Below are 20,876 nucleotides of genomic sequence, written 5' to 3' on the forward strand. Positions count from 1 at the left end.
ATCTACACGATCGTACAGTGCATGCCGATCGAGTCCGATGGACGAGTAAGATATCGCATCAAGTGCAGGTCCGAGAACATTGAGCGCGTCGTCACGGAAGATCAGCTTTCGTATTTTCACTGATCTCCGCATCCCGCAAGCGCTCATCAGACAGTGCCCGGAGGCAGCAGGGAGGAAAAAATGCCAGACCGGCGGGAGCTCTATCGGAGCCCAAACGGGGACGCATGGTTCGTCGCACGCGAGCCCGCAAACGGCTACGCTTTCATCATCCACCAGCCCAATGCGCCCTCTGGTGGCCGGCTATCTCACATCGAGCTGGGCGAGTTCTTGCGTGACCAAAAGGGACCCGAACAGCAAGCATTGTTGCGATTGATCGGAACGCTGGTCGAGGTCCCGCCGTTTGCGTAGGATCCTTACACTCATCGATCATGGCCAACTCGCCTAATAGCGCTGGCGGCCCACTTCAAGGCTGCCGCCAAATTGAAAGCGAGTTTAACACTTCTTTGTAGGTCGACACGTTGGGCTACCGCCGCGGGAATCGTCCACGGGTCACAAGCGTTCAGCACCTTGCTGCCGCGAGAGAGTCTCGGCCGCGCGCGAGAATGGCGCTTGGGTTGAGGGAGCTGCATTAGTACGAGTGAGTCCAGACCTACAGCGCACGCCAGAAGCACCGGACGCGCGCCTGAAGGGGTCATCGAGTCATTTCGCATAACCCTGTGATCGGAGCCAAGCGATCCGACGCTCTCCATTCATCCAATCGTCAATTTCGGCCTTGCTCGTGAAGCCCGTTATCTCTCGCGCTTCTGCGCCCGGGTACTCGGCGATGATAGCCCAGTCGCCCTCGGATTTACGAACTGGTTTGAAGTTCACTTTTATTTTTGCCATGCCGAATTATGTAGGGAGGCGGCCGAAAAGGGAACCACGTTGTGTCATGTTCGGCCTAGAGTAAATAGCAGACGTCGCCCGCCCCACCGAGCATGCCTTACTCTGGAGCGATCCTGTAAACATCGCCGGGTTTGAGGTTGAGTTCTTCGAACATCCTCTGCTGCTTTTCAGTGAGGACCGCTGGCACAACTTCCGCAGTCCAGCCTTCGGGAACCGCAGCAAGGACAAGCGTCAATGCCTGATTAGGCTTGGCTAAGGCGAGCCACATCTGCTTCGTTGGCTCCGGAACGCCGTCCGAGGTCACCTCAACGATAGTGAATGAAGTGCCGAACGACTCTGCCATCAATGGCTGATCCGCTGAATTGCTACGTGGGTCGCGGAAGGCGGACGGGGCCAGCAATCAATCTATAGGTGGGCACCCAAGCGGTGTTCCACGATTCCATGGTCGCCCCGCAGACCGAGCACTCGAAGCTGGCGATCTGCCGACCCGGAGCCATCGCCTCGGTTCGGCTATAGACCGCTCCACAGTGGCAGGTTCGGTAGTGGGAATCGGACATCCCCGTTTATGCGCTCAAAAGGCGAAACGGGCCACTGCGAAAATAGAAGCCGCTGAGGATGGAAGCAGGATAGCCGGTGAAGCCGGGAGATACAGGCCCACAACTGGAACGTCCGATAGCTAAGCCTGGCACCGCTGTGCGGCCGCCGCCTTGGCTCGTTGAGGGGGCCAAGACTCAAAGCATCCCGCGAGAGGCCCTTGAGAAAGAGGTCGGTGATCTAAAGCAGTACATCGAGATCCCTCGGGAGGGGCCGTGTCGGCTTCGCCCTCGGAAGCGGACATCACCGGATTTATGAGTGATCGCTCTCACAGGACTGAAAGCGCATTCCTTTAGGGTCAGCAACTGCCCGGGCTGGCGGTTCGGGCTAATTTGCATGGCCTAAGTGATACCGAGAGCCCTGGATATTCGGATGTTCTCCCCTAGCGAGAAGACCTGAGCCGCAGCGGACGAGCAATTCTTTTTCTAGATTCTCTCCCTCCGCCATTTGCACGATTTTCCGCGCAAAACTACGATTGGTGCGATTTCCTGCGAAAATGGCCACGCGGCGCCCGCTGGCATTGTTGACGAGATGTCGTCCGACACACCGTCGGGCGCTGTTCGGGTTGACCGTCGGCATGCGCGAGCTCGGCGCTACACCATTCCCTTGCCTGCGTCCGATCCGTGACGTCGTTGCCGGGCCTGAAGCACGAGAATGACAACCAGCGCCAGGAAAATGACGAGAAAGGAAACTGCACTCGTCAGCGTTCCAAGCGCATAAATGTCCGGCTTTGTGACGGTGGTCGTCAGGCCCTGTAAATCAAGGGGCAGTGTGTTGACGGAGCCGATGGTCTGGCTTGAGCGTGCGAGCTCATCCCAGGACAAGGTAAATCCAAACAGACCGATACCGACGACCGACGGCAGTATGATCGGCAGCACGACGTGCCGAAATGTCTGCCAAGGCGTTGCGCCAAGGTCGCGTGCTGCCTCTTCGAGCCGGCTGTCAAATCTGTTGAAGATCGCAAACATGATCAGCAGGCCAAATGGCAGGGTCCAGGTCAGATGCGCGCCAAGGCCAGACGTAAACAGCCCCATGGCCGTTGTCCAATCTCCGACCCCGCTCTTGATGATGAAATCGTCAAGCAAGCGGAATTCCAGGGCGATGCCGAGCGAGGTAATGATCGACGGCATGATCAGGCTTGCGATCGCAACATAGAACAGGAAGGTCGCGCCGCGGAACGATCTGCGGAAGGCCATGCCCGCTGACACGGAAAGAACGACCGTGCACACCATGACGACGAGGCCGAGTTGCAGCGATCGCTTGAAAGCCGCCCCGATGTCGACGATGCCCGAACCGGAGAACACCTTGCCGAACCACACAAGGGACACGCCGTTCATGGGAAAGGTCAGGCCGCCATCGGGTCCCTGAAACGACAAGATGTAGATCGCGAACATCGGACCATAGAGAAACAGGACGTAGGCGGTGAAAAACGCAGCGAGGAGATAGAAGGATCGCGGTCGCTTCTCGCCCATCTCACAGCTCCTTGCGAATATCGACGATCCGGGTCAGCGCCGAAATAATCAGGATCGTGATGCCGAGCAGGATGACTGCATTGGCTGCAGCCGCCGGGAATTGCAGCGCATTCAGGCGCGCCTCGATGATCTTGCCGGCAGATGCAATCTGCTGGCCGCCCATCACCCCTATCGTGACAAAATCGCCCATCACGATTGTGATCACGAAGATCGAGCCGATGACGATTCCGGGCTTTGCCAGGGGAATGATGATGTTCAGCAGCGTCTGCCAACCGGTCGCGCCGGCATCATAGGCGGCTTCGATCAATCGTCTGTCGATGCGGATCATCGAGTTGAAGATTGGCACCACCATGAAGAACGTGAAGAGATGCAGGAGGGCAAGCACGACGGAAAACTCTGAGAACAGCAGCCACTCCAGCGGTTGGTGGATCAACCCAGCGCCCTCGAGGCCCCTGTTGACCAGACCGTTCCGGCCAAGCAGCGGAATCCACGCAATCATGCGGATGACGTTCGACGTCCAGAACGGGATGGTGCAAAGCAGGGTGAGCACGATCTGCCAGGTTTTCGACCGGACGTGGAACGCAAGAAAATAGGCGACGGTAAACCCGATCAGAAGGGTCAGGACCCAGGTCAGCAGGCATAATTTCAGGGTCTTCAAATAGGTCTTCAGGATCGTGCAGAGATTGGGCAGATCTGCAATGCATCCCTCGAACGTATCGCTGTAGCCACGCAGGCTGAACGCTGGAATCATTTCATATTCGTTGTAATCCCACGCGCTGACGATCGTCACGAAGAGTAACGGCAGCAGGAAGAACAGCGCGAAAACGAGCATCATCGGTGCGGCCTGAAGCCATGCAACGAAGGTCTTGCGTTCTTGAATCATTGAGAGGCCAATCGCAGTGATGGCGAAAGGACTTGCCGTACGCGTTGGCCCGGCAAGTCCTTCGGATCAAGCAGCTATGAATTCATTCCACTTGCGCACCATGTAGTCGTTCTCGTCCATCACCGCGTTCCAGCAGGCGACGGCGCCCATGCGTTCGTCGTAGGATCCTCCATCGCGCGTGGCGCCGGCCTTCTCGAGAATCGTGCCGTCGGGCGCCTTGATGTCGCCGACGGCGGCCTTGCCTTCCATCCAGTAGCCCCATTCGTCCGCCGTCATGTTGGCCTCGGCGGTAGAGAGCACGGCCGAATAATAACCCTGGCGATTGAGATAGGCGCCTGCCCAACCCGATAGATACCAGTTCACGAATTCATAAGCCCAGTCGAGCTTCGGTCCCGAGACCGCCTTCGATACACAGAACCCCGACGCCCAGGAGCGATAGCCTTCCTTGAGCGGCTGGAACGTGCAGGCGATCCCCATCGAGCGCACCTTGGTGACCGCAGGCGACCACATCGATTGAATGACGGTTTCGCCCGATGCCATCAGGTTGACGGATTCGTTGAAATCCTTCCAGAAGGCGCGGAACTGACCGGCCTTCTTGGCCTCCGTCATGATCTTCATGGTGAGATCAATCTCGGCCTTTGTCATGTTGCCCTTGTCGGCATATGTGTGCTGGCCGCTGGCTTCGACCACCATCGCGGCGTCCATGATTCCGATCGAGGGAATGTTGAGGATCGAGGCCTTGCCCTTGAACTCGGGATTGAGCAGTTCGGTCCACGACGAGATCGGTCGCTTGATCAGATCGGGCCGGATGCCGAGTGTGTCGGCGTTGTAGACCGTGGGGATCAGCGTCACGAATTCGGTCGGCGTCTTGGAGAAGGTCTTGGAGTTCGCTCCCTCAAGATAGAGCACCTTCCAGGGCGCGGTGCCCTGGTCGCCGATCTTCTTGCCGTTCGGCAATTGACCCTTGGTGAACACCGGCGTGAGGTTGTCGAATTCCTTGATCTTCTTGGCGTCGAGCGCAAAGATGTTGCCCGACGGTACAAGCTTCTTCAGCGAGAAATACTCCGTATCCAGCACGTCGAACGAGTTGGGCTGGGTGATCACACGCTTGGTCACGTCGTCGGTGGTTGCCGTGATGTATTCGATCTTGATCCCGGTATCTGCCAGACATTTCTTCGAGATCTCGTCACCTTCGTTCACGGCCGTTCCGAGATAACGCAGCACTTTCGCATCGGCTGAACGGACATAAGGAAATCCGGTGATTGCGCCGGAGCCTGCTGCGAGACCGACCGCTCCGGCCGCGCCCTTCAGCACGGTGCGGCGGTTGATGAGACGATCGAATTTCGAGGATTTGCTCATGATGATCTCCCTGGGTGTCAGGCCGCCTTCTCAGGCGACCGGATAGTTGCTGAACTGGTGGTCTTCAGAAGGCTCGCCTGCATCGGGTCCCATGTGGCAAGAACGCGCTCGCCGACGGTGTAGTTGGCTGCGTCGAATTCAGTCTCCGTGACCTGGGCCGAGATCTCGGGCCCACCGTCGACGGCAATGACGACGCGGACATAGGTTCCCTGGTATTCGACCTCGCTGATCGTACCTGTGACCGATGGGCCGGCGACGGTTTCGGTCGGCCGTTTCAGCATCAGCCGATCGACCCGAACGGCGAAGGTCTCATGGTTCAGGGCAATGACGTTGTGGCCACCGATGAACTTCGCCGTGAATTCGGTTCGGGGGTGGTTGAAGATGTCTCGCGGCGAGCCCTGCTGTTCGATCCGGCCGCCATTCATGAGAACCACGATATCGGCGAGCGCCATCGCTTCGTCCTGGCCATGTGTCACATGGATGAAGGTCAGCCCAAGGTCGCGCTGCAGCTTCTTCAATTCTGCGCGCATCCGCAGCCGCAAGAACGGATCGAGTGCCGAAAGCGGCTCGTCCAGCAGCAAAATTTGAGGAGAGGTGATCAGCGCGCGCGCGAGGGCCACGCGCTGTTGCTGGCCTCCGGAGAGCTGGCCCGGCAGCCTTGCCGCGTAGGGCTGCATATCGACGAGCTCCAGCAACTTGCTGGCCTCGGCATGGCGTGCCGACTTGGCAACGCCTTTCATCTTCAGGGCAAAGCCGACGTTGTCGATGACAGAGAGGTGCGGGAACAGGGCGTAAGACTGGAACATCATCGCCGTGCTTCGATCGGCGGGCGGCAGGTTGGTCACATTTTTCGGACCGACCAGGATGTCGCCTGAACTGACGGCCTCGTGCCCGGCGACCATCCGCAGTGTGGACGTCTTGCCGCAGCCGGACGGCCCGAGCAGGCAACAATAGGAGCCGGCGGGAATCTTGAGATTGATGGCGTCAACGGCGGTGATGCCGCCATACATCTTCGTCAATTGTACGAGTTCGAGCGCCGCCGTCGTTGTCATCCGCACCATTCCGCATGGTCTACCGAGCCCCTGAGCGACCTTGTCGCCCCGGGGTACTATCCGGGGTTGGGATGCAACAGATGTGCCAAAAAATGCGACAGATGAGACAAAAACTCGGCAAATCCGGCGACCGCATTGAGGCGGCGATGGCGCCGGGCGATGGGACCGCGACCAACAGCGCATACGATTCGAACTGAGCACTGAAACGGCGTAGTCGCGCGTGAAATCGTTGACGCCACCATTTGCCTCGGTCTTGCCCAATATCGCGACGGCCGACCTCGGATCGATCTTGCCTTGCTGGGACTGCACACCGAACGCGACTCCAAACCATCGACGGCAGCCCGCCAGTTCGTCAACATCTTCGCCAAGGCGGAAGCCGCACCAAGCGGGTGCATCCGCGGATTTCGTCACGTCATGCTTGAAGATACGGACATCAGTTCAACCCGACACGCGCGCGCGGCGGTCGGCGGATTGATTGGCGGTCTGTCGGGAACCGGCGCCGTCTATGTTTCCGGCGGAGCCGAACATCAGGGGCCGTCCGGTGGCGGGCCCGTAGCCGTGATCGCCAGGCTGTCGGACAATCAATCGGACTGAGGATTGGGCTTCGCCCGCCGTTACGCGGATCAATCCCTTCTCATGGAGGCTTCAGCACGAAGGCGATGTCGCGCACACTTACCTTGTGCCGAACATTCTGTCTCCGGCATCGCCCAGGCCCGGCACGATATAGCCGTGATCATTCAGTCTCTCGTCGATAGCAGCAGTCCAGATCGGCACGTCGGGACACTCATTCTGGAATCGGGCGATCCCCTCGGGGGCCGCGAGCAGGCAGACGAACCTGATATCTCGAACGCCTCGCGATTTGAGCAGGCTGACTGCGGCGCAGGCTGAATTTCCCGTCGCTAGCATCGGATCCAGCAGGATCACGATACGTTCCGACACATCCTGCGGCGCCTTGAAGAAATACTCCACGGCTTGGAGCGTCTGCGGATCCCGGTAAAGGCCGATATGCGCAACGCGCGCTGATGGGACGAGCGCCAGCATCCCGTCGAGAAATCCGACACCCGCGCGCAAGATTGGAGCGAGCGTGAGTTTCTTGCCCGCGATTTTGGGGGCCTTCATTGCGGCGACCGGCGTATCGATGTCGACCCACTCCAGAGGCAAGTCCCGGGTGACCTCATAGCAGAGCAGCATTCCGATCTCGTTCAGAAGTTCGCGAAAGCCCTTGGTGGAGCGATCCTTGTCGCGCATCAGCGAGAGCTTGTGCTGGACCAGGGGATGGCTGACGAGGTTCACGCTTTCTTTGCTCATGGGATCGCCCTATCTGCGGTTGCGCGCGCGGAGTAGCGTGCAAGTGGCGTGCCCGATTTGCCCGAGATATAGGCACCGATCCCAGCGGCTCAGCGCAGGATAGACGGATGACCTTGCCGTTTCCGGCCGCCGATCGCCCCTTCGTTCATGGCATTGGAAAAGAGGGGCAGGTCCTGCCCCACGGGTCGTGATAGCGTCGTAAACCTTACCACTAATGCGCCCGTTGTGTTCAGCCGCGATTGGGACATACTGGAGAATCCTTTGGCTGCCGGTAACCGGACTTTTTGCCCGGCGGACAGGCGCCATGTGTTGGTGCGTAACGATGAATCATTCCAATCGAACCGATCACATCCGGATCACGTCCCATCCGGCGCCGGGCGCGAAGATTGAATTCCCAATTCATTGGGGGGCAGCCACGGCGCGCGAACGCGGGCCGGTGATTGGGACGGTCTCACGCCCGCAGCAGCGCAATGTCATCGGCACCCACAGCGGCTCTTATTCGATCTATCGCGCGCTGGCGGTCTCGTCGGGCGCGCTCGATCCGATCCGGCGGCCGGACCTGACCAATACGCAACCTGCCGCCACGATCGGGCCATTCCCGCAATGGACGGATCCGAACCGGATCGTCTCGCTCGATCCGTGGGGGCACCTGGCTGCTGAGGCGTTCTCGAAAGAGATCGCCGAGGGCGTCGATATCCGTCCGAGCATTGCGATCACCCGCGCCCGCCTCGATTTGCCGGAATTGCAGGCCGCGATATCGGCGGGCCGGCTCAAGCGCGACGGCGCTGTCGTTCACGAAGGGGGAAGCGTCTCCGTCGTCAAGATCGCGATCGACCCGGTCTGGTATCTGCCGGGAATCGCAGCGCGCTTCGCCACGACTGAAAGCAATCTGCGCAGGCAGTTGTTCGAGCAGACGGCCGGCATGTTTCCGGAACTGGTGACGCGACCCGACCTCCATGTGTTCCTGCCTCCGATCGGCGGCACCACGGCCTATCTGTTCGGTGATGTCGCCAAGCTGCCGGACCATCGCACCAGCATCACCTGCCGCGTGCATGACGAATGTAACGGCTCCGACGTGTTCGGCTCTGATATCTGCACCTGCCGCCCATATCTGCTGCACGGTATCGAGGAATGCGTGCGCGCCGGACAGACCGGCGGGCTCGGCATCATCATCTACAATCGCAAGGAAGGTCGCGCCCTCGGAGAGGTGACGAAATTCCTGGTCTACAATGCACGCAAACGGCAGGAGGGCGGCGATGCCGCCGCCCAGTATTTCGAGCGCACCGAATGCGTTGCGGGCGTACAGGATGCCCGCTTCCAGCAGTTGATGCCGGACGTCGTGCACTGGCTCGGACTGCAGCGCATCGATCGCTTCGTCTCCATGAGCGACATGAAGTATGATGCGCTGGTGAGCCAGGGCATCGACATCGTCGAGCGCGTACCGATCCCCGACGAGCTGGTCCCGGCGGATGCCCAGGTCGAAATCGTTGCCAAGAAGGCTGCCGGCTACTACTCGCCGGAAGAGCCTACCCAGCGCGACTTCGTCGGCCGTGCGCTCGACAAGTACTGAGCGCGGCCGTGTCCTCCGTGAGTTCCGAGACGTCGGCAGCCCTGTCTTTGCTTAGTGCCGGGGCAGTGCGGGAGCGCGCGCACCGGCTTCTCACCATGGGCCTCGAGGACCGGCTTCCGAGTTTCCGCATCCACCTCGACCGCATCGACTCGACGGCCGAACTGGTGGTGCAGACCACACGAGAGACGTATCCCTCGCTCGCCGTGCCGTTTCATTCGCGCTGGCGGCATTTCTCCGTGAATGGTGTCGATCGCTGGGCGGGCCTGGCCGGCCAGGTCGCGTGGCCCGATCGCGCGACACGGGCTCGTGCCGAATTCGATCTGGCCATGGTCAGCGTCTTTCTGGACGCCGGCGCGGGGCCATCATGGCGTTACTGTGACCCGGTGACCGGATTGGCCATTGGCCGTTCGGAAGGATTGGGACTGGCAAGCCTCGCGATGTTCGTCGGTGGCGCGTTCTCGTCGGATCGGCGACGGCCGCTTCGCGCCGATGCCGATGTGCTCGCGAATTTGTCCATGACGGATCTCATCCGCGGCATGCAGGTGTCGGACACCAATTCGCTGGTCGGCATTGAAGGCCGGGTGCATTTGTTGCGTAGCCTCGGCCGGCTGCTGGCCTCGAAGCCGGCTGTCTTCGGACGCTTCGATATGCCGCGGCCCGGTGGGCTCTTCGACCGGCTGGCATCGCTGGCCGACGATCGCACGCTCCCGGCCGCCACGATATTGTCGGAGCTGCTAAGGGAGCTCGGGCCGATCTGGCCGTCGCGGCTGATGCTCGGCGAAGTCCCGCTCGGGGATTGCTGGAAACATCCGATGCTGACGACTGATGATGTGACCAGCCAGCTGATGCCGTTGCACAAGCTCTCGCAATGGCTGGCCTATTCGCTGATCGAGCCGCTGCAGAATGCCGGCATTGCCGTGACCGATATCGACGGGCTGACCGGCCTTGCCGAGTATCGAAACGGCGGCCTCTTCATCGACAACGGCGTGCTGACATTCCGCGACGACAGCGATGCGTTGCGGGAGCACGATGTCGCGTCGCCGCTTGTGGTGGAGTGGCGGGGGCTGACGGTCGCGTTGCTCGACCGCGTCGCGGACAATGTGCGCCGGCGCCTGGGGCTCGACGCAAAGGCATTGCCGCTGGCGAAAATCCTCGAAGGCGGAACCTGGGCTGCAGGCCGACGGCTGGCGCGCGAACGCCGCGCCGACGCGTCGCCTCCGGTCAAGATCATCAGCGACGGCACGGTATTTTAGGGCGGGGACTCGACATGGAAGGCGTCACGATCGTTAGCCATCCGCTGGTGCAGCACAAGCTGACCCTGTTGCGCAACAAGGACACTTCGACCAAGTCGTTTCGCGAACTCCTCAAGGAGATCGGGATGCTGCTGTGTTACGAGGTGACCCGCGACTTGCCGCTGGCCGATGTCGAGATCGAGACGCCGCTGGCGAAAATGAAATCGCCGGAGATATCAGGAAAGAAGCTGGTGTTCGCGCCGGTGTTGCGCGCCGGCGTTACCTTTGCGGAGGGCATGCTTGACCTCGTGCCGACTGCGCGTGTCGCCCATATCGGCCTCTATCGTGAGCCCGAGACATTCGTGGCCGTGGAGTATTTTTTCAAGGCCCCGAGTGATTTGCACGAGAGACTCGTAATCGTGATTTCCCCGGTGCTGGCGACAGCAAATCTGTCTGTCGCGGCGGTGGATCGGTTGAAGGAGCGCGGTGCCAATGACGTCCGGCTGGTCAGCCTGATCGCCGCGCCCGAAGGGGTCGAACGCATGCGCGGCATTCACCCGGATGTTCCGATCTGGCTTGCGGCGATCGACGAAGGGTTGGACGAAAACGCCTTCATCCTGCCGGGCCTTGGCGATGCGGGTGACCGTGCCTACGGTACTCGATAGTCAAGTCTGGTGACGTATCGGAAGGCTACGTGATCAATTCTCTTCTTCGGATACATCCGGCAGCTCTGCGAGCCTCGGTATGAACCGTACCACGACGTTTGCTTCCTTCAGCATCGTGCCGGCAATCGCAAAATCCTGAGCCCAATTCGAATTGGGCTGGTCAGGTTCATAACCAACGACCTCCGATATGCCCGATTGAATAATCGCTTTCGTGCATTCCACGCAGGGAAACCAGGGAACGTAGATCGTGCAACCCTTGAGCGCTATTCCGATGCGTGCCGCATTGAAAATGGCATTCTGCTCGGCATGGCAGCTCCAGATGTATTTTGCGCCGGTGATGCGGGAGTGTCGCTCTTCCACCGCATCGTTGACCCCGCGCGGCAAGCTGTTGTAGCCGGTCGAGCGTATTTCATGATCGGGTCCGACCACGACGGCGCCGACCCGGCGTCCCTTTTCAATGCTCCAGTGCGCCAGATGGTGCGCCAGAAGCATGAACCGCTCGTCCCATTTGCTGTCTCGCAATTCGTCCGACCCCGTTACCGTAGCGCCAGCATCAAATAGGTGCCAAGGCCAGTCAATAGTCCTGACGCCTCCTGCCGGTACAGTTCGCCGTGGGCCGGCAGATCTCCCGGCAACCACCGGCCAGCCCCGACCGACGCCAGTCGGCTGATGCCTCGGGCAAAGGCCGGCCGTCGGGAGGGCCGGCCCTTCCGATCGGTTGCAACGGTCAGTGCCCGGCTGGCGCAGAATAGCCGCCGCCGTAATAGCTCGACGTGCCCTCGTATGCTTCAGGTGTGGCCCGTGGCCAGGCCGCGTAGGCGTCGAGGTCGCGCGCCGGGGCCTGGGCCTGCGTCGTGACGCTCCGGTGCGGTTTGATGCGATGACGTTCGGCTGCAGTCGCGAACTGAACCAACGCCGTGCTGATGAGAACCCAACTGAGTGCGGTAAGCAGAATTCTGGGCAATGTCGTTTCTCCCTTGCCGATTTTTGGGCTCGAGGCCAATACGCTGGCCAGCGAGTCTACTCGCTGAGCTATGTCTTCACGTGCGCGGTCGCGATGGCGGGGGAGTCACGAAGTAGCGAGCAAATTTCTTGGTCACGACTAAATAATCGGCACTGGTGGCCGTGTGTTACCGTGGACTTTGGCGACCCGATCAGCTTCAATAAAGCCTGTTCGAGAGCCGCTCATGAAAAAGGTCCTGGCCGTCCTGCTGTTGCTGACGGCGCCCGCCTGGGCGCAGACCAAGCCGGCGACAATCAAACCGGCTTCGAAGCCGGGCACGTCGTTGGCGGACGATTGCGCTCCGATCGGCCGTACCGCGAAGGGCGAGCTGGTCTACTCGCTGAAATGCGAAAACTTGCCGGTGCCGACTGCTCCACAGGCGGGGGCTCCGGCAGCGCCGCCATCTGCGGAAGAGCCGGAAGTACGCCGGAGCGGCGTATTCGGATGGTCCTATGATCGCCGTTAGCAGGGCTTTCTCGTTGCGGAGAGGCATGGAATGGTCCTTGCGTTCCTTGTCCTGCGGATGGCTGCAAGGGACCGCAACATTCGGTAGTCGGGCGCCAAGAGTGCCTTCAAATTGGGTGTTTGATGTCGAAAGCGCTCGCCGAGTTGAATGCCTGCAGCCACGACGAGTTTGTCGCCGCGCTTGCCAACATCTTCGAGCACTCGCCTTGGATCGCTGAGCAGGCCGCCCGCAACCGGCCATTCGCCGGCATTGCCGAGTTGTTCGCGGCTATGAAAGCTGCCGTCGATCAAGCTCCGGCGGAGCTGCGGATGGCGCTCATCAATGCGCATCCCGATCTCGCCAGCAAGACGCAACGTGCCGCGGGGCTGACCGCGGAGTCCAATGCCGAACAGAACAGCGTCGGTCTCGATCGCCTGTCTGATGCGGAATATGAGGCGTTTGAACGCGTCAACACGGCCTATCGCTCCAAATTCGGTTTCCCTTACATCGTCTGCGTGCGTCGGCATACCAAAGACTCGATCCTGCGCGACTTCGCGCGGCGTCTGCCGAATGCCCCTGCGACCGAAACGCAAACCTCGATTGACGAGATTTGCCGGATTGCCGCGTTGCGGTTGGACCAATCGGCAACTGGCGGTGATCGCCTTGCGGTGTCTGGCCGGCTATCGACCCACGTGCTCGACACAAACAGCGGAAAGCCAGCGGCAGGGGTCGCGGTCGAGCTGGTTGAACTGGCCGAACTTGGCGTCAACCGGGTGGTGGCACGCACGACGACCAATGCAGACGGCCGGACCGATGCGCCGCTCATTGGTGGGCGTCCCGTGCCGATCGGAACGTACGAACTCACATTCGGCGTCGGCGAATATTTTGCTGCTCGGGGCGTGCCGCTGGCGGATCCTCCCTTTCTCGATCGCATCACGCTGCGTTTCGCGGTGAGCGAGCCGGAAGGCCATCTACATGTGCCGCTGCTGGTGACGCCGTGGAGCTATGCAACTTATCGCGGAAGCTGAAAGCCGCGGCACAAGTGGCGAGAATTCCGCCAGGGATGGCCCTTCCGACGAGACCAGCGCCGTCCCGGCTTGCCGCTGGCATGAACGTTGCTCCATAATTCGGACCTCAGGTAACCATCCCAATTGCCAACCCTGTTGGAGAAGCACGTGCCGCTGATCACGAACCGATACGGTAAGGGCCGGGTCCGCGTGATGCGAATTCATCGCGAGGGCGAACGGCATGAAGTCAGCCAGCTCGACATCAAGGCCATGCTGGAAGGCGAGTTCGCACGCACCTTCACACACGCGGACAATTCCCTGACCGTGTCGACCGACACGATCAAGAACATCGTCAATGTCGTGGCGCGGGAAAACACTGGGCTTAGCCCGGAGGATTTCTGTCAGGTTCTGGCGCAGAAATATCTCGATACCTACCCGCAGGTCGCCTCGGTGTCGGTCAGCTCGCACGAGACCAGATGGAAGCGGCGGAGCTTCGACGGCAAGCCGCATCCGCACAGTTTCGTGCTCGACGGCAATGGCAGGCCGACCGTAGAGGTCGCCGTGGAGCGGGGCGGCCCAATATCGATTTCGTCGGGCATCGACAATTTCGCCTTCATGAAGTCAACGCAATCCGGCTGGGAGAACTACGTCAAGGATCGCTACACGACGATTCCCCCGACCAACGATCGGATCTGCGCGACCAGCATGGTCGCAACATGGAAATGGTCGGGAAAGCCGGCAGACTATCCCGCCACCAATGCCAGGATCCTCGACACGATGCTGGAGGTGTTCGCCACGACCTATAGCTGGAGCGTGCAGGACAGTCTCTATCGGATGGGCGAGGCAGCGCTCGCGGCGGTGCCGGAGATCTCCGAGATCAGCATGGCCTGCCCGAACATGCACTTCATCTTGATGAATCTCTCCCCGTTCGGGCTCGACAACAACAACCAGGTGTTCTTGCCGACCGACGAGCCACACGGCCAGATCGAGTGCACCGTGGCCAGGGAATAGGGGCGCGGTTTGAGGTTTCAGACGATTTACTGGCTCGGACCGTCCGGAACTCGGCCGAACTTCTCGAGCAGTGCTGGAAACAGGCGGTCGGGCTTGAACGGCGTGCTCGTGAAACGGATGCCGGTCGCATCCGCAATCGCATTGCCCAGCGCTGCCGTGACCGGATTGTAGGGGCTCTCGCTCATCGATTTTGCGCCCATTGGACCAATCGTATCCGAAGTCTCGGCGAAATAGACCTCGGAGCGCGGCACGTCGGCAAACGACGGAAGATGATAGTCGCGGAACGTCGGGTTGATCACCCTGCCGCCATCGTCGATGACCAGTTCCTCATACAGCGCGGCACCGAGCGACTGCGCAACACCGCCTTCGACCTGGCCGCGGCACTGCATGGGATTGGCGACGCGACCGGCATCCGCGGCTTGCACGCTTTTGAGGATACGGACTTCTCCGGTGCCCTTGTTCACGGCGACGCGAAAGCCCTGCACGTTGAATGCGACCGAACGCGGCGTGCCGGCAGAATTGCCGCTGCCGTGAAGCGTTCGTCCACTGGCTCTCGCCGCCTGAGCGAGTTCGAGGAATGACCGGCGGTCCGCCCCGCAGATCGCGGTTTCGTTCTCGAGGGCGCAGGAAGCGCCACTGGCGCTGCTCAGCTCGGATGCAAATATCTTGATCGCGTCAGCGAGGTTCTCTGCGGCTGCTTGCGTCGCTCGCCCGGCGACAAAGGTGCCCGCACTGCCATAGGCGCCGGTGTCGTGGCCGCCCAGCGCAGTATCGGATTGCCGCAGGCTGATGCGATCGACGGTCGTCGCCAGCGCCGTCGCTGCGACCTGTCGATGTACGGTGCTGGTGCCGTTGCCAAACTCGGTGGTTCCTACCACCAGCTCGAATCCGCCGTCGTCGCGGAGCGTGATCTTCGAATCGGAGAGATGCCCTGCCGGCGGTACGGTGTCGATCATGGTCAGTGCGATGCCCTCGCCAATCAGCCAGTCCTCGGAAAGGGCGTAGTCGGGGCGTTCCGCCGATATAGCGCGCTCGACCAGGTCGATGCATTGGTCGAGCCCGTAGGAGCCGTACCGCACGTCGTGGTAGTCCGACGGCGGTGGCGACAGCATGGGATCGCCGGGCTTGACAATATTGCGACGACGCATCTCGAAGGGATTAATGCCGAGTTGCTTCGCCAGTTCGTCGATGGCGGCCTCGACGGCAAACAGCGTCTGCGGCAGGCCATACCCGCGGAAAGCGCCTGAAGGTACCGTGTTGGTATAGGCGGCGACCGCGTCGACCTTCTTGTTCGGGCAGTTGTAGACGCTGATGCATTCGCTGACGGCGTGGAACAGCACGGGCCCCGCGTGATTGCCATAAGCTCCAGTATTCGAGAGCACGTCGAGCTGCAGCGCAGTAAGCATGCCTCGGCTATCAGCACCGGCCCTGACAGTGACGCGCATCGGATGTCGGGTCGACGTCGCGATGAACTGCTCTTCGCGGGTGAACTCGAGCTTGACCGGCCGGCCCGTGGCAATCGCAGCCAGCGCCAGGATATCCTCGACGAACATTTCCTGCTTGCCGCCGAAGCCGCCGCCCACGCGTTCGCAAAACACGCGGACGCTGTCGAGTGGACGATCGAATATCTGCGCAAGCGATCGCCGGGTCAGGAACGGAACCTGGGTGCTCGAGCGAACGTTGAGGATGCCGCCGGTATCGATCCAGGCAAGCCCGCCGTGGGTTTCCAGCGCTGCGTGCTGCACCCGCTGGGTGGTGAACGTACCCTCATAGGTCGCGGCCGAGATTGCGAGCGCACTGGCGACATCGCCAAATTCGCCATGGGTTTCAGCGACGATATTGCGTGAGGCGTCGCTGACGCGGTGGATGTCGGCGCTCTTGCCGCCGTGAATGATTGGTGCGCTCGGCGTGATTGCCAGCGCCGGATCCGTTACCGTTGGCAAGATATCGTAGTCGACCTTGAGGCGACGACAGCCTTCCTCGGCGGCCGCCTCATTTTCGGCGATGACAGCGGCGACCTTCTGTCCGACGAAGCGGACGATGTCGTCAAGCACGCGGGTATCATCCGGATCCATCCACGCCCTTTCGTGCTGCGCCGTCGAGAACAGCCGTTTCGGTGCGTCCTCGTGGGTCAAAACCGCATGGACGCCTGGAACCGCAAGTGCCGCCGTCTTGTCGATCGCGACGATCCTGGCGTGCGGGTGCGGCGAGCGCAGCAGCTTGATGTGCAGCAATCTGTCAAGCTGAATGTCGAGGGTGTAACGCGCCGTCCCGCTTACCACGAGCGGGCCGGCCGGTGCGGGGAGGCTGCGTCCGAAGGCGCTGCCCGCGGCGGCGTCCTCGACATTTGTCTTGCCGTCGAACGCATCCTCGATCGCGCGATAGCCGGTGCAACGGCAGATATTGCCCTTCAGGGCGACGCCGAGCTCCTGACGCTGTGCCTGGTTCAACGAGGCGCCGGTCAGGATCATGCCCGCGGTGCAGAAGCCGCATTGAAATCCCTGGGCATCCAGAAAGGCTTGCTGCAGCGGATGCGCACGCGTCTCGGACCCGAGGCCTTCAATGGTCGTGACCGCATGTCCGTCGGCGCGGAATGCCGGGATAACGCAGCTATGCACCGGTTCGCCGTCAAGCAGCACGGTGCACGCACCGCAGTCGCCGGCGTCGCAGCCCTTCTTGACGCCGAAATGCCCGAGCTCGCGCAGGAATGTACGCAAGCATTGGCCGGGGCGGGGCGTCTCTGCAAAGGTCTTGCCGTTGATGTCGATGCTCATGTGAGTCTGCAGCTCATGGGCCGGTCGCGAGTTCGCGGCGGATCTCTTCGGCCAGCCGCAAGGTCATGTGCTTGCGCCACATCGGCCTGCCATGGACGTCGGCGTGGTACATGCCGTCCGCAATCTTCTGCAGGATGGTTGCGCGTAAAGCCTCGGGGCCGGGCAGGTCGGCGAAGGAGAGCTGGACCGGCCGCACCGTGGAAGCCGTTATCGTCAACCGCAGCGCGCCGTTGCTGTCTACGCTTCCGATGAGGAGTGCCGCGGAGCGGCCGACCGGCGTCAGGGATATCTGGCGAAAGACCGAGCGCCGTCGCAGCGCCGCAAGCGGAATATCGATCTGGCGCAACAGATCGCCGTTTGTGAGCACGTTCCGCTGATTGCCGGTGACAAAATCGGCGACCGGGACCCGGTACTCGCTGCCATCCGCGCGCCATACCGTACAGACGCCATCAAGCGCCGACGCCAGTGCGATCATCGGCCCGGCCGGAAGCGACATGCAGATATTGCCGCCGACCGTCGCAGTCTTCCAGATCTTGAAGGACGCGAGGAAGGCGCGGCAGCACTGGCCGATCAGGGGAGCCGCGATCCAGTCCGGCGGGCAGGCGAAGCTGTCGAGTTGCGCCACCGTGCAGGTCGCCGCGATGCCGAGGCGATCATTACCAACGGTCAGCGCGGGCCACTTGAGGTCAGTCAGGTCGATCAGACGATTGAGATCCGTCTGCGGCTCGGAAAACAGCCAGGTGCCGCCCGCAAGCCACGCATCGCCTGCCGTCCAAATGGGCAATTGGGCCCGCGTCCGCGGCCGAACGACCTCTCTGATCGTGTTCAAATCCATCGCGATTTCAGCGCTTTCTCCGTGTTATGTGTTCGGGTAGGGACTCCTGCAAGACTGACGCCAATTGTGGGGCGATCCTTGCAAGCGAAGGCCAGGCCGACAATTGGAGATGATGGTTGGAAACATGGCTCAAACGCAACCGATCTGGATCAAGGATCCGCTTTCCATCCTGGCCGACGGAGCCGAACGCGGCGTCGTGGTCCAGGATGGCAAAATCGTTGAACTGGTCGGCCGCGGTCGCGAGGCCGCGACCGCCGATATAGCGGTCTTCGACGCCGGCGCCCATGTCGTGCTGCCGGGCCTGATCAACACCCATCATCATTTCTACCAGACTTTGACGCGCGCCGTTCCGGCTGCGCTCGATCGCGAGCTCTTCCCCTGGCTTCAGGCACTTTATCCGGTGTGGGCGCGGCTGACGCCGGACGCCTTGGCGCTCGGCGTCACCGTGGCGATGTCGGAATTGCTGCTGTCGGGCTGCACCACCACCACCGACCATCACTACGTGTTCCCCGCCGGGCTGGAACATGCCATCGACATCGAGGTCGAGGTGGCCGGACGGCTGGGCTTGCGCGTGTTGCTGACGCGCGGCTCGATGAACCTCTCGCAGCGCGATGGTGGCCTGCCGCCCGACAGCGTGGTTCAGGATGAAGACACCATCCTGGCCGACAGCGAGCGGGTCGTCGCCCGGTACCACCAGCGCGGCGCGGATGCGATGGTGCAGATTGCGCTGGCGCCATGTTCGCCGTTCTCGGTGACCACCTCGTTGATGCGCCGGACCGCCGAGCTTGCCGGCAAGCTCGACGTTCGTCTGCACACCCATCTTGCGGAGACGGAGGACGAGAACAGATTCTGTCAGGAGACGTACCGTTGTCGCCCGCTGGATTATCTGGAGCAATGCGGTTGGCTCAATTCGCGCACCTGGCTTGCGCACGGCATCCATTTCGACTCGGAGGAAATGGTGCGGCTTGGCAAAGCCGGGATGACGGTCAGCCATTGCGCCTGCAGCAACCAGGTCCTGGCCTCAGGTTGCTGCCCGGTCTGCGAAATGGAAGAGGCCGGTGTCGGAATTGGGCTCGGTGTCGATGGCTCCGCCTCCAACGACGAGTCGAACCTGATGCAGGAGGTGCGCGCGGCCTTCCTGGTGCAGCGGGCGCGTTATGGCGTCAATCGCGTCAGCCACATCGACGCACTGCGGTGGGCCACCAAGGGCTCCGCAGCCTGCGTCGGGCGGCCCGAACTCGGTGAAATCGCGCTCGGCAAGGCGGCCGATCTCGCGCTCTTCAAGCTCGACGAACTGCGCTTCTCCGGGCATGGCGACCCGCTGGCGGCGCTTGTGCTGTGCGGTGCGCACCGTGCCGACCGCGTCATGGTCGGCGGCTGCTGGACCGTCATTGACGGCGCGATTCCCGGGCTCGACGTCGCCGATCTGATGAGCCGGCACAGCGCCGCTGCCCGCGCCATTCAGGCCGGCTAAAGCGCGATGAGATCGGGTCGAATCGTCATCGCGCTTTAGCTCTTTGTTTGATCATGATCTCCGCGCAAACGCCTTTGGCGTTTGTCGCAAGGGAAACCGCTTCGCGCTTTTCCGGATCATGCTCTAGGTTTCGGCGAGAGCGGCGCGTCGTCGATCGTCCGGGTGGCTTGATCCTCCCCTGCAAGAGGGGAGGATCATCCGGGAACGGTGATCGCTCACTTGCCGGGAAGCTTGTCGTCGATGCCCTTGACGTAGAAGTTCATGCCGAGGATCTGATCATCCGCCAGATGATCGCCGCCCTTGCACTCGACGTCCTTGCCGTCCTGCGCGACGACGGGGCACTTGAACGGATGCAGCTTGCCGGCGGCGATGGCTGCCTGGGTGTCCTCCGCCGTCTTCTTCACGTCGTCAGGCATGTTGGTGTAGGGCGCCATTTCGAACATCTTGGTCTCGAGGCCGCCCCAGGTATCGCCGGATTTCCAGGTGCCGTCGAGCTCCGCCTTCACCCTCTCGATATAGTAGGGTGCCCAGGTGTCGAGGATCGAGGTCAGCTGGGCCTTCGGGCCGAACTTGATCATTTCGGAGTCCTGGCCGAATGCGAGCTTGCCGCGCTCGCCTGCGATCTGCATCGCGGCCGGCGAGTCGGTGTGTTGCATGATGATGTCGGCGCCCTGATCGAGCAGCGCCTTCGCAGCATCGGCTTCCTTGCCCGGATCAAACCAAGAGTTCACCCAGATGATCTTCACCTTGATATTGGGATTGACGGTCTGCGCGCCGATCATCGTGGCGTTGATACCCGAGACGACTTCGGGAATCGGGAACGAGCCGATATAGCCGAGCACGCCGGCCTTTGACATTTTGGCTGCGATTTCTCCCTGGATGTAGCGGCCCTGGTACCAGCGCGCCGAATAGGTGGACATGTTCTTGTCGCGCTTGTAGCCCGAGCAATGCTCGAAATGTACGTTCGGATACTTCTTCGCCACCTTCAGCGTGGGATCCATGTAGCCGAAAGACGTGGTGAATATCAGCTTGTTTCCGGCGCGGACGAGCTGCTCGACCGCGCGCTCCGCGTCGGGACCCTCGGGAACGTTTTCGAGAAAGGTTGTCTCGATCTTGTCGCCGAACTCCTTCACCACGGCCTGCCGGGCAAGCTCGTGCTGATAGGTCCAGCCGAGATCGCCAACCGGCCCGAGATAGATGAACCCGACCTTCAGCGTGTCAGCGGCGACCGCGCTGCTCGTGACGCCTCCGGCCAGCAGAAGTGCGGCGGCGGCCGCAAGCAAATTCCTCTTCATCGTGATGTCCTC

At 61.4% G+C, this 20,876-nt stretch carries 19 protein-coding genes and 1 pseudogene; 8 read left to right on the forward strand and 12 right to left on the reverse strand.

Translation table 11 applies throughout. From position 1 onward, the window contains the following. Positions 1 to 982: 982 nt before the first annotated feature. The 6 genes and pseudogenes from H8A95_RS21135 to H8A95_RS44475 all read right to left on the reverse strand — a co-directional run. Positions 983 to 1,228: a hypothetical protein gene (locus H8A95_RS21135; RefSeq protein ID WP_229184839.1), complete on the reverse strand. Its 246-nt coding sequence runs from the start codon at positions 1,226 to 1,228 to the stop codon at positions 983 to 985. Positions 1,229 to 2,072: 844 nt separating this feature from the next. Continuing rightward, positions 2,073 to 2,951, reverse strand: coding sequence for an ABC transporter permease (locus tag H8A95_RS21140; RefSeq protein ID WP_229184840.1), 879 nt, complete (start codon positions 2,949 to 2,951; stop codon positions 2,073 to 2,075). 1 nt (position 2,952) lies between these two features. Beyond that, a complete protein-coding gene (locus H8A95_RS21145) occupies positions 2,953 to 3,834 on the reverse strand; it encodes an ABC transporter permease (RefSeq protein WP_229184841.1) in 882 nt (293 codons plus the stop codon). 66 nt (positions 3,835 to 3,900) lie between these two features. Further along, positions 3,901 to 5,193, reverse strand: coding sequence for an ABC transporter substrate-binding protein (locus H8A95_RS21150; RefSeq protein ID WP_229184842.1), 1,293 nt, complete (start codon positions 5,191 to 5,193; stop codon positions 3,901 to 3,903). A gap of 17 nt (positions 5,194 to 5,210) precedes the next feature. Further along, positions 5,211 to 6,245, reverse strand: a complete 1,035-nt coding sequence (locus H8A95_RS21155) for an ABC transporter ATP-binding protein (RefSeq protein WP_229184871.1) — start codon at positions 6,243 to 6,245, stop codon at positions 5,211 to 5,213. A 243-nt stretch (positions 6,246 to 6,488) separates the two neighbouring features. Next, positions 6,489 to 6,554: pseudogene (locus tag H8A95_RS44475) on the reverse strand (hypothetical protein); the annotation flags it as partial. On the opposite strand from H8A95_RS44475, the gene H8A95_RS21160 reads away from it, so the two are divergent. Beyond that, positions 6,528 to 6,839 (forward strand): ring-opening amidohydrolase, encoded by a 312-nt coding sequence (locus H8A95_RS21160; protein ID WP_420839431.1) that lies wholly within the window; start codon positions 6,528 to 6,530, stop codon positions 6,837 to 6,839. The pseudogene H8A95_RS44475 and the gene H8A95_RS21160 sit on opposite strands and share 27 nt — an antisense overlap. A 78-nt stretch (positions 6,840 to 6,917) precedes the next feature. On the opposite strand, the gene upp (H8A95_RS21165) is transcribed toward H8A95_RS21160, so the two are convergent. Continuing rightward, entirely contained in the window at positions 6,918 to 7,553 is a 636-nt protein-coding gene (gene upp, locus H8A95_RS21165) for a uracil phosphoribosyltransferase (protein WP_229184843.1), read from the reverse strand. A 322-nt stretch (positions 7,554 to 7,875) separates the two neighbouring features. On the opposite strand from upp (H8A95_RS21165), the gene H8A95_RS21170 reads away from it, so the two are divergent. The 3 genes from H8A95_RS21170 to upp (H8A95_RS21180) are packed head-to-tail and all read left to right on the forward strand — an operon-like array spanning position 7,876 to position 11,020. After that, positions 7,876 to 9,123, forward strand: a complete 1,248-nt coding sequence (locus H8A95_RS21170) for a GTP cyclohydrolase II (RefSeq protein WP_229184844.1) — start codon at positions 7,876 to 7,878, stop codon at positions 9,121 to 9,123. 17 nt (positions 9,124 to 9,140) lie between these two features. Next, entirely contained in the window at positions 9,141 to 10,376 is a 1,236-nt protein-coding gene (locus tag H8A95_RS21175) for a URC4/urg3 family protein (RefSeq protein ID WP_338027900.1), read from the forward strand. A 14-nt stretch (positions 10,377 to 10,390) separates the two neighbouring features. Beyond that, positions 10,391 to 11,020, forward strand: a complete 630-nt coding sequence (gene upp / locus H8A95_RS21180) for a uracil phosphoribosyltransferase (RefSeq protein ID WP_229184846.1) — start codon at positions 10,391 to 10,393, stop codon at positions 11,018 to 11,020. Positions 11,021 to 11,053: 33 nt separating this feature from the next. Here the strand turns inward: upp (H8A95_RS21180) and H8A95_RS21185 are convergent, their stop codons facing one another. Together H8A95_RS21185 and H8A95_RS21190 are read right to left on the reverse strand one after the other, a co-directional pair. Further along, a complete protein-coding gene (locus H8A95_RS21185; protein WP_274613339.1) occupies positions 11,054 to 11,542 on the reverse strand; it encodes a deoxycytidylate deaminase in 489 nt (162 codons plus the stop codon). Positions 11,543 to 11,747: 205 nt separating this feature from the next. After that, a complete protein-coding gene (locus H8A95_RS21190; RefSeq protein WP_229184847.1) occupies positions 11,748 to 11,984 on the reverse strand; it encodes a hypothetical protein in 237 nt (78 codons plus the stop codon). Between the two features lie 223 nt (positions 11,985 to 12,207). Here H8A95_RS21190 and H8A95_RS21195 point away from each other — a divergent pair, with 223 nt between their 5' ends. The 3 genes from H8A95_RS21195 (at position 12,208) to pucL (ending at position 14,486) form a co-directional block, all read left to right on the forward strand. After that, positions 12,208 to 12,489, forward strand: coding sequence for a hypothetical protein (locus H8A95_RS21195; RefSeq protein ID WP_229184848.1), 282 nt, complete (start codon positions 12,208 to 12,210; stop codon positions 12,487 to 12,489). A gap of 122 nt (positions 12,490 to 12,611) precedes the next feature. Further along, complete coding sequence (uraD, locus tag H8A95_RS21200; RefSeq protein ID WP_229184849.1) at positions 12,612 to 13,496, forward strand: 2-oxo-4-hydroxy-4-carboxy-5-ureidoimidazoline decarboxylase; 885 nt, start codon at positions 12,612 to 12,614, stop codon at positions 13,494 to 13,496. A 147-nt stretch (positions 13,497 to 13,643) separates the two neighbouring features. After that, entirely contained in the window at positions 13,644 to 14,486 is an 843-nt protein-coding gene (gene pucL, locus H8A95_RS21205; protein ID WP_229184850.1) for a factor-independent urate hydroxylase, read from the forward strand. A 26-nt stretch (positions 14,487 to 14,512) separates the two neighbouring features. On the opposite strand, the gene H8A95_RS21210 is transcribed toward pucL, so the two are convergent. Continuing rightward, a complete protein-coding gene (locus tag H8A95_RS21210; protein WP_229184851.1) occupies positions 14,513 to 17,260 on the reverse strand; it encodes a molybdopterin-dependent oxidoreductase in 2,748 nt (915 codons plus the stop codon). A 13-nt stretch (positions 17,261 to 17,273) separates the two neighbouring features. Beyond that, positions 17,274 to 18,095, reverse strand: coding sequence for an FAD binding domain-containing protein (locus H8A95_RS21215; protein ID WP_229184852.1), 822 nt, complete (start codon positions 18,093 to 18,095; stop codon positions 17,274 to 17,276). A 124-nt stretch (positions 18,096 to 18,219) separates the two neighbouring features. Between H8A95_RS21215 and H8A95_RS21220 the strand changes: the two genes are divergently transcribed. Then, positions 18,220 to 19,569, forward strand: a complete 1,350-nt coding sequence (locus tag H8A95_RS21220) for an 8-oxoguanine deaminase (protein ID WP_229184853.1) — start codon at positions 18,220 to 18,222, stop codon at positions 19,567 to 19,569. A gap of 215 nt (positions 19,570 to 19,784) precedes the next feature. Here the strand turns inward: H8A95_RS21220 and H8A95_RS21225 are convergent, their stop codons facing one another. Continuing rightward, positions 19,785 to 20,864 (reverse strand): BMP family ABC transporter substrate-binding protein, encoded by a 1,080-nt coding sequence (locus H8A95_RS21225; RefSeq protein ID WP_229184854.1) that lies wholly within the window; start codon positions 20,862 to 20,864, stop codon positions 19,785 to 19,787. Between the last annotated feature and the right edge of the window lie 12 nt (positions 20,865 to 20,876).

The sequence above is a fragment of the Bradyrhizobium oropedii genome, from assembly GCF_020889685.1.
Taxonomy (GTDB): domain Bacteria; phylum Pseudomonadota; class Alphaproteobacteria; order Rhizobiales; family Xanthobacteraceae; genus Bradyrhizobium; species Bradyrhizobium oropedii.

What these genes read in the sequence shown, in the direction of transcription:
- H8A95_RS21150 (WP_229184842.1), bottom strand. Translation starts at nt 5,193, where the DNA reads ATGAGCAAATCCTCGAAATTCGATCGTCTCATCAACCGCCGCACCGTG.
- H8A95_RS21220 (WP_229184853.1), top strand. Translation starts at nt 18,220, where the DNA reads ATGGCTCAAACGCAACCGATCTGGATCAAGGATCCGCTTTCCATCCTG.
- H8A95_RS21195 (WP_229184848.1), top strand. Translation starts at nt 12,208, where the DNA reads ATGAAAAAGGTCCTGGCCGTCCTGCTGTTGCTGACGGCGCCCGCCTGG.
- H8A95_RS21140 (WP_229184840.1), bottom strand. Translation starts at nt 2,951, where the DNA reads ATGGGCGAGAAGCGACCGCGATCCTTCTATCTCCTCGCTGCGTTTTTC.
- H8A95_RS21215 (WP_229184852.1), bottom strand. Translation starts at nt 18,095, where the DNA reads ATGGATTTGAACACGATCAGAGAGGTCGTTCGGCCGCGGACGCGGGCC.
- H8A95_RS21170 (WP_229184844.1), top strand. Translation starts at nt 7,876, where the DNA reads ATGAATCATTCCAATCGAACCGATCACATCCGGATCACGTCCCATCCG.
- H8A95_RS21135 (WP_229184839.1), bottom strand. Translation starts at nt 1,228, where the DNA reads ATGGCAGAGTCGTTCGGCACTTCATTCACTATCGTTGAGGTGACCTCG.
- H8A95_RS21145 (WP_229184841.1), bottom strand. Translation starts at nt 3,834, where the DNA reads ATGATTCAAGAACGCAAGACCTTCGTTGCATGGCTTCAGGCCGCACCG.
- upp (WP_229184843.1), bottom strand. Translation starts at nt 7,553, where the DNA reads ATGAGCAAAGAAAGCGTGAACCTCGTCAGCCATCCCCTGGTCCAGCAC.
- upp (WP_229184846.1), top strand. Translation starts at nt 10,391, where the DNA reads ATGGAAGGCGTCACGATCGTTAGCCATCCGCTGGTGCAGCACAAGCTG.
- H8A95_RS21225 (WP_229184854.1), bottom strand. Translation starts at nt 20,864, where the DNA reads ATGAAGAGGAATTTGCTTGCGGCCGCCGCCGCACTTCTGCTGGCCGGA.
- H8A95_RS21155 (WP_229184871.1), bottom strand. Translation starts at nt 6,245, where the DNA reads ATGACAACGACGGCGGCGCTCGAACTCGTACAATTGACGAAGATGTAT.
- H8A95_RS21210 (WP_229184851.1), bottom strand. Translation starts at nt 17,260, where the DNA reads ATGAGCATCGACATCAACGGCAAGACCTTTGCAGAGACGCCCCGCCCC.
- uraD (WP_229184849.1), top strand. Translation starts at nt 12,612, where the DNA reads ATGTCGAAAGCGCTCGCCGAGTTGAATGCCTGCAGCCACGACGAGTTT.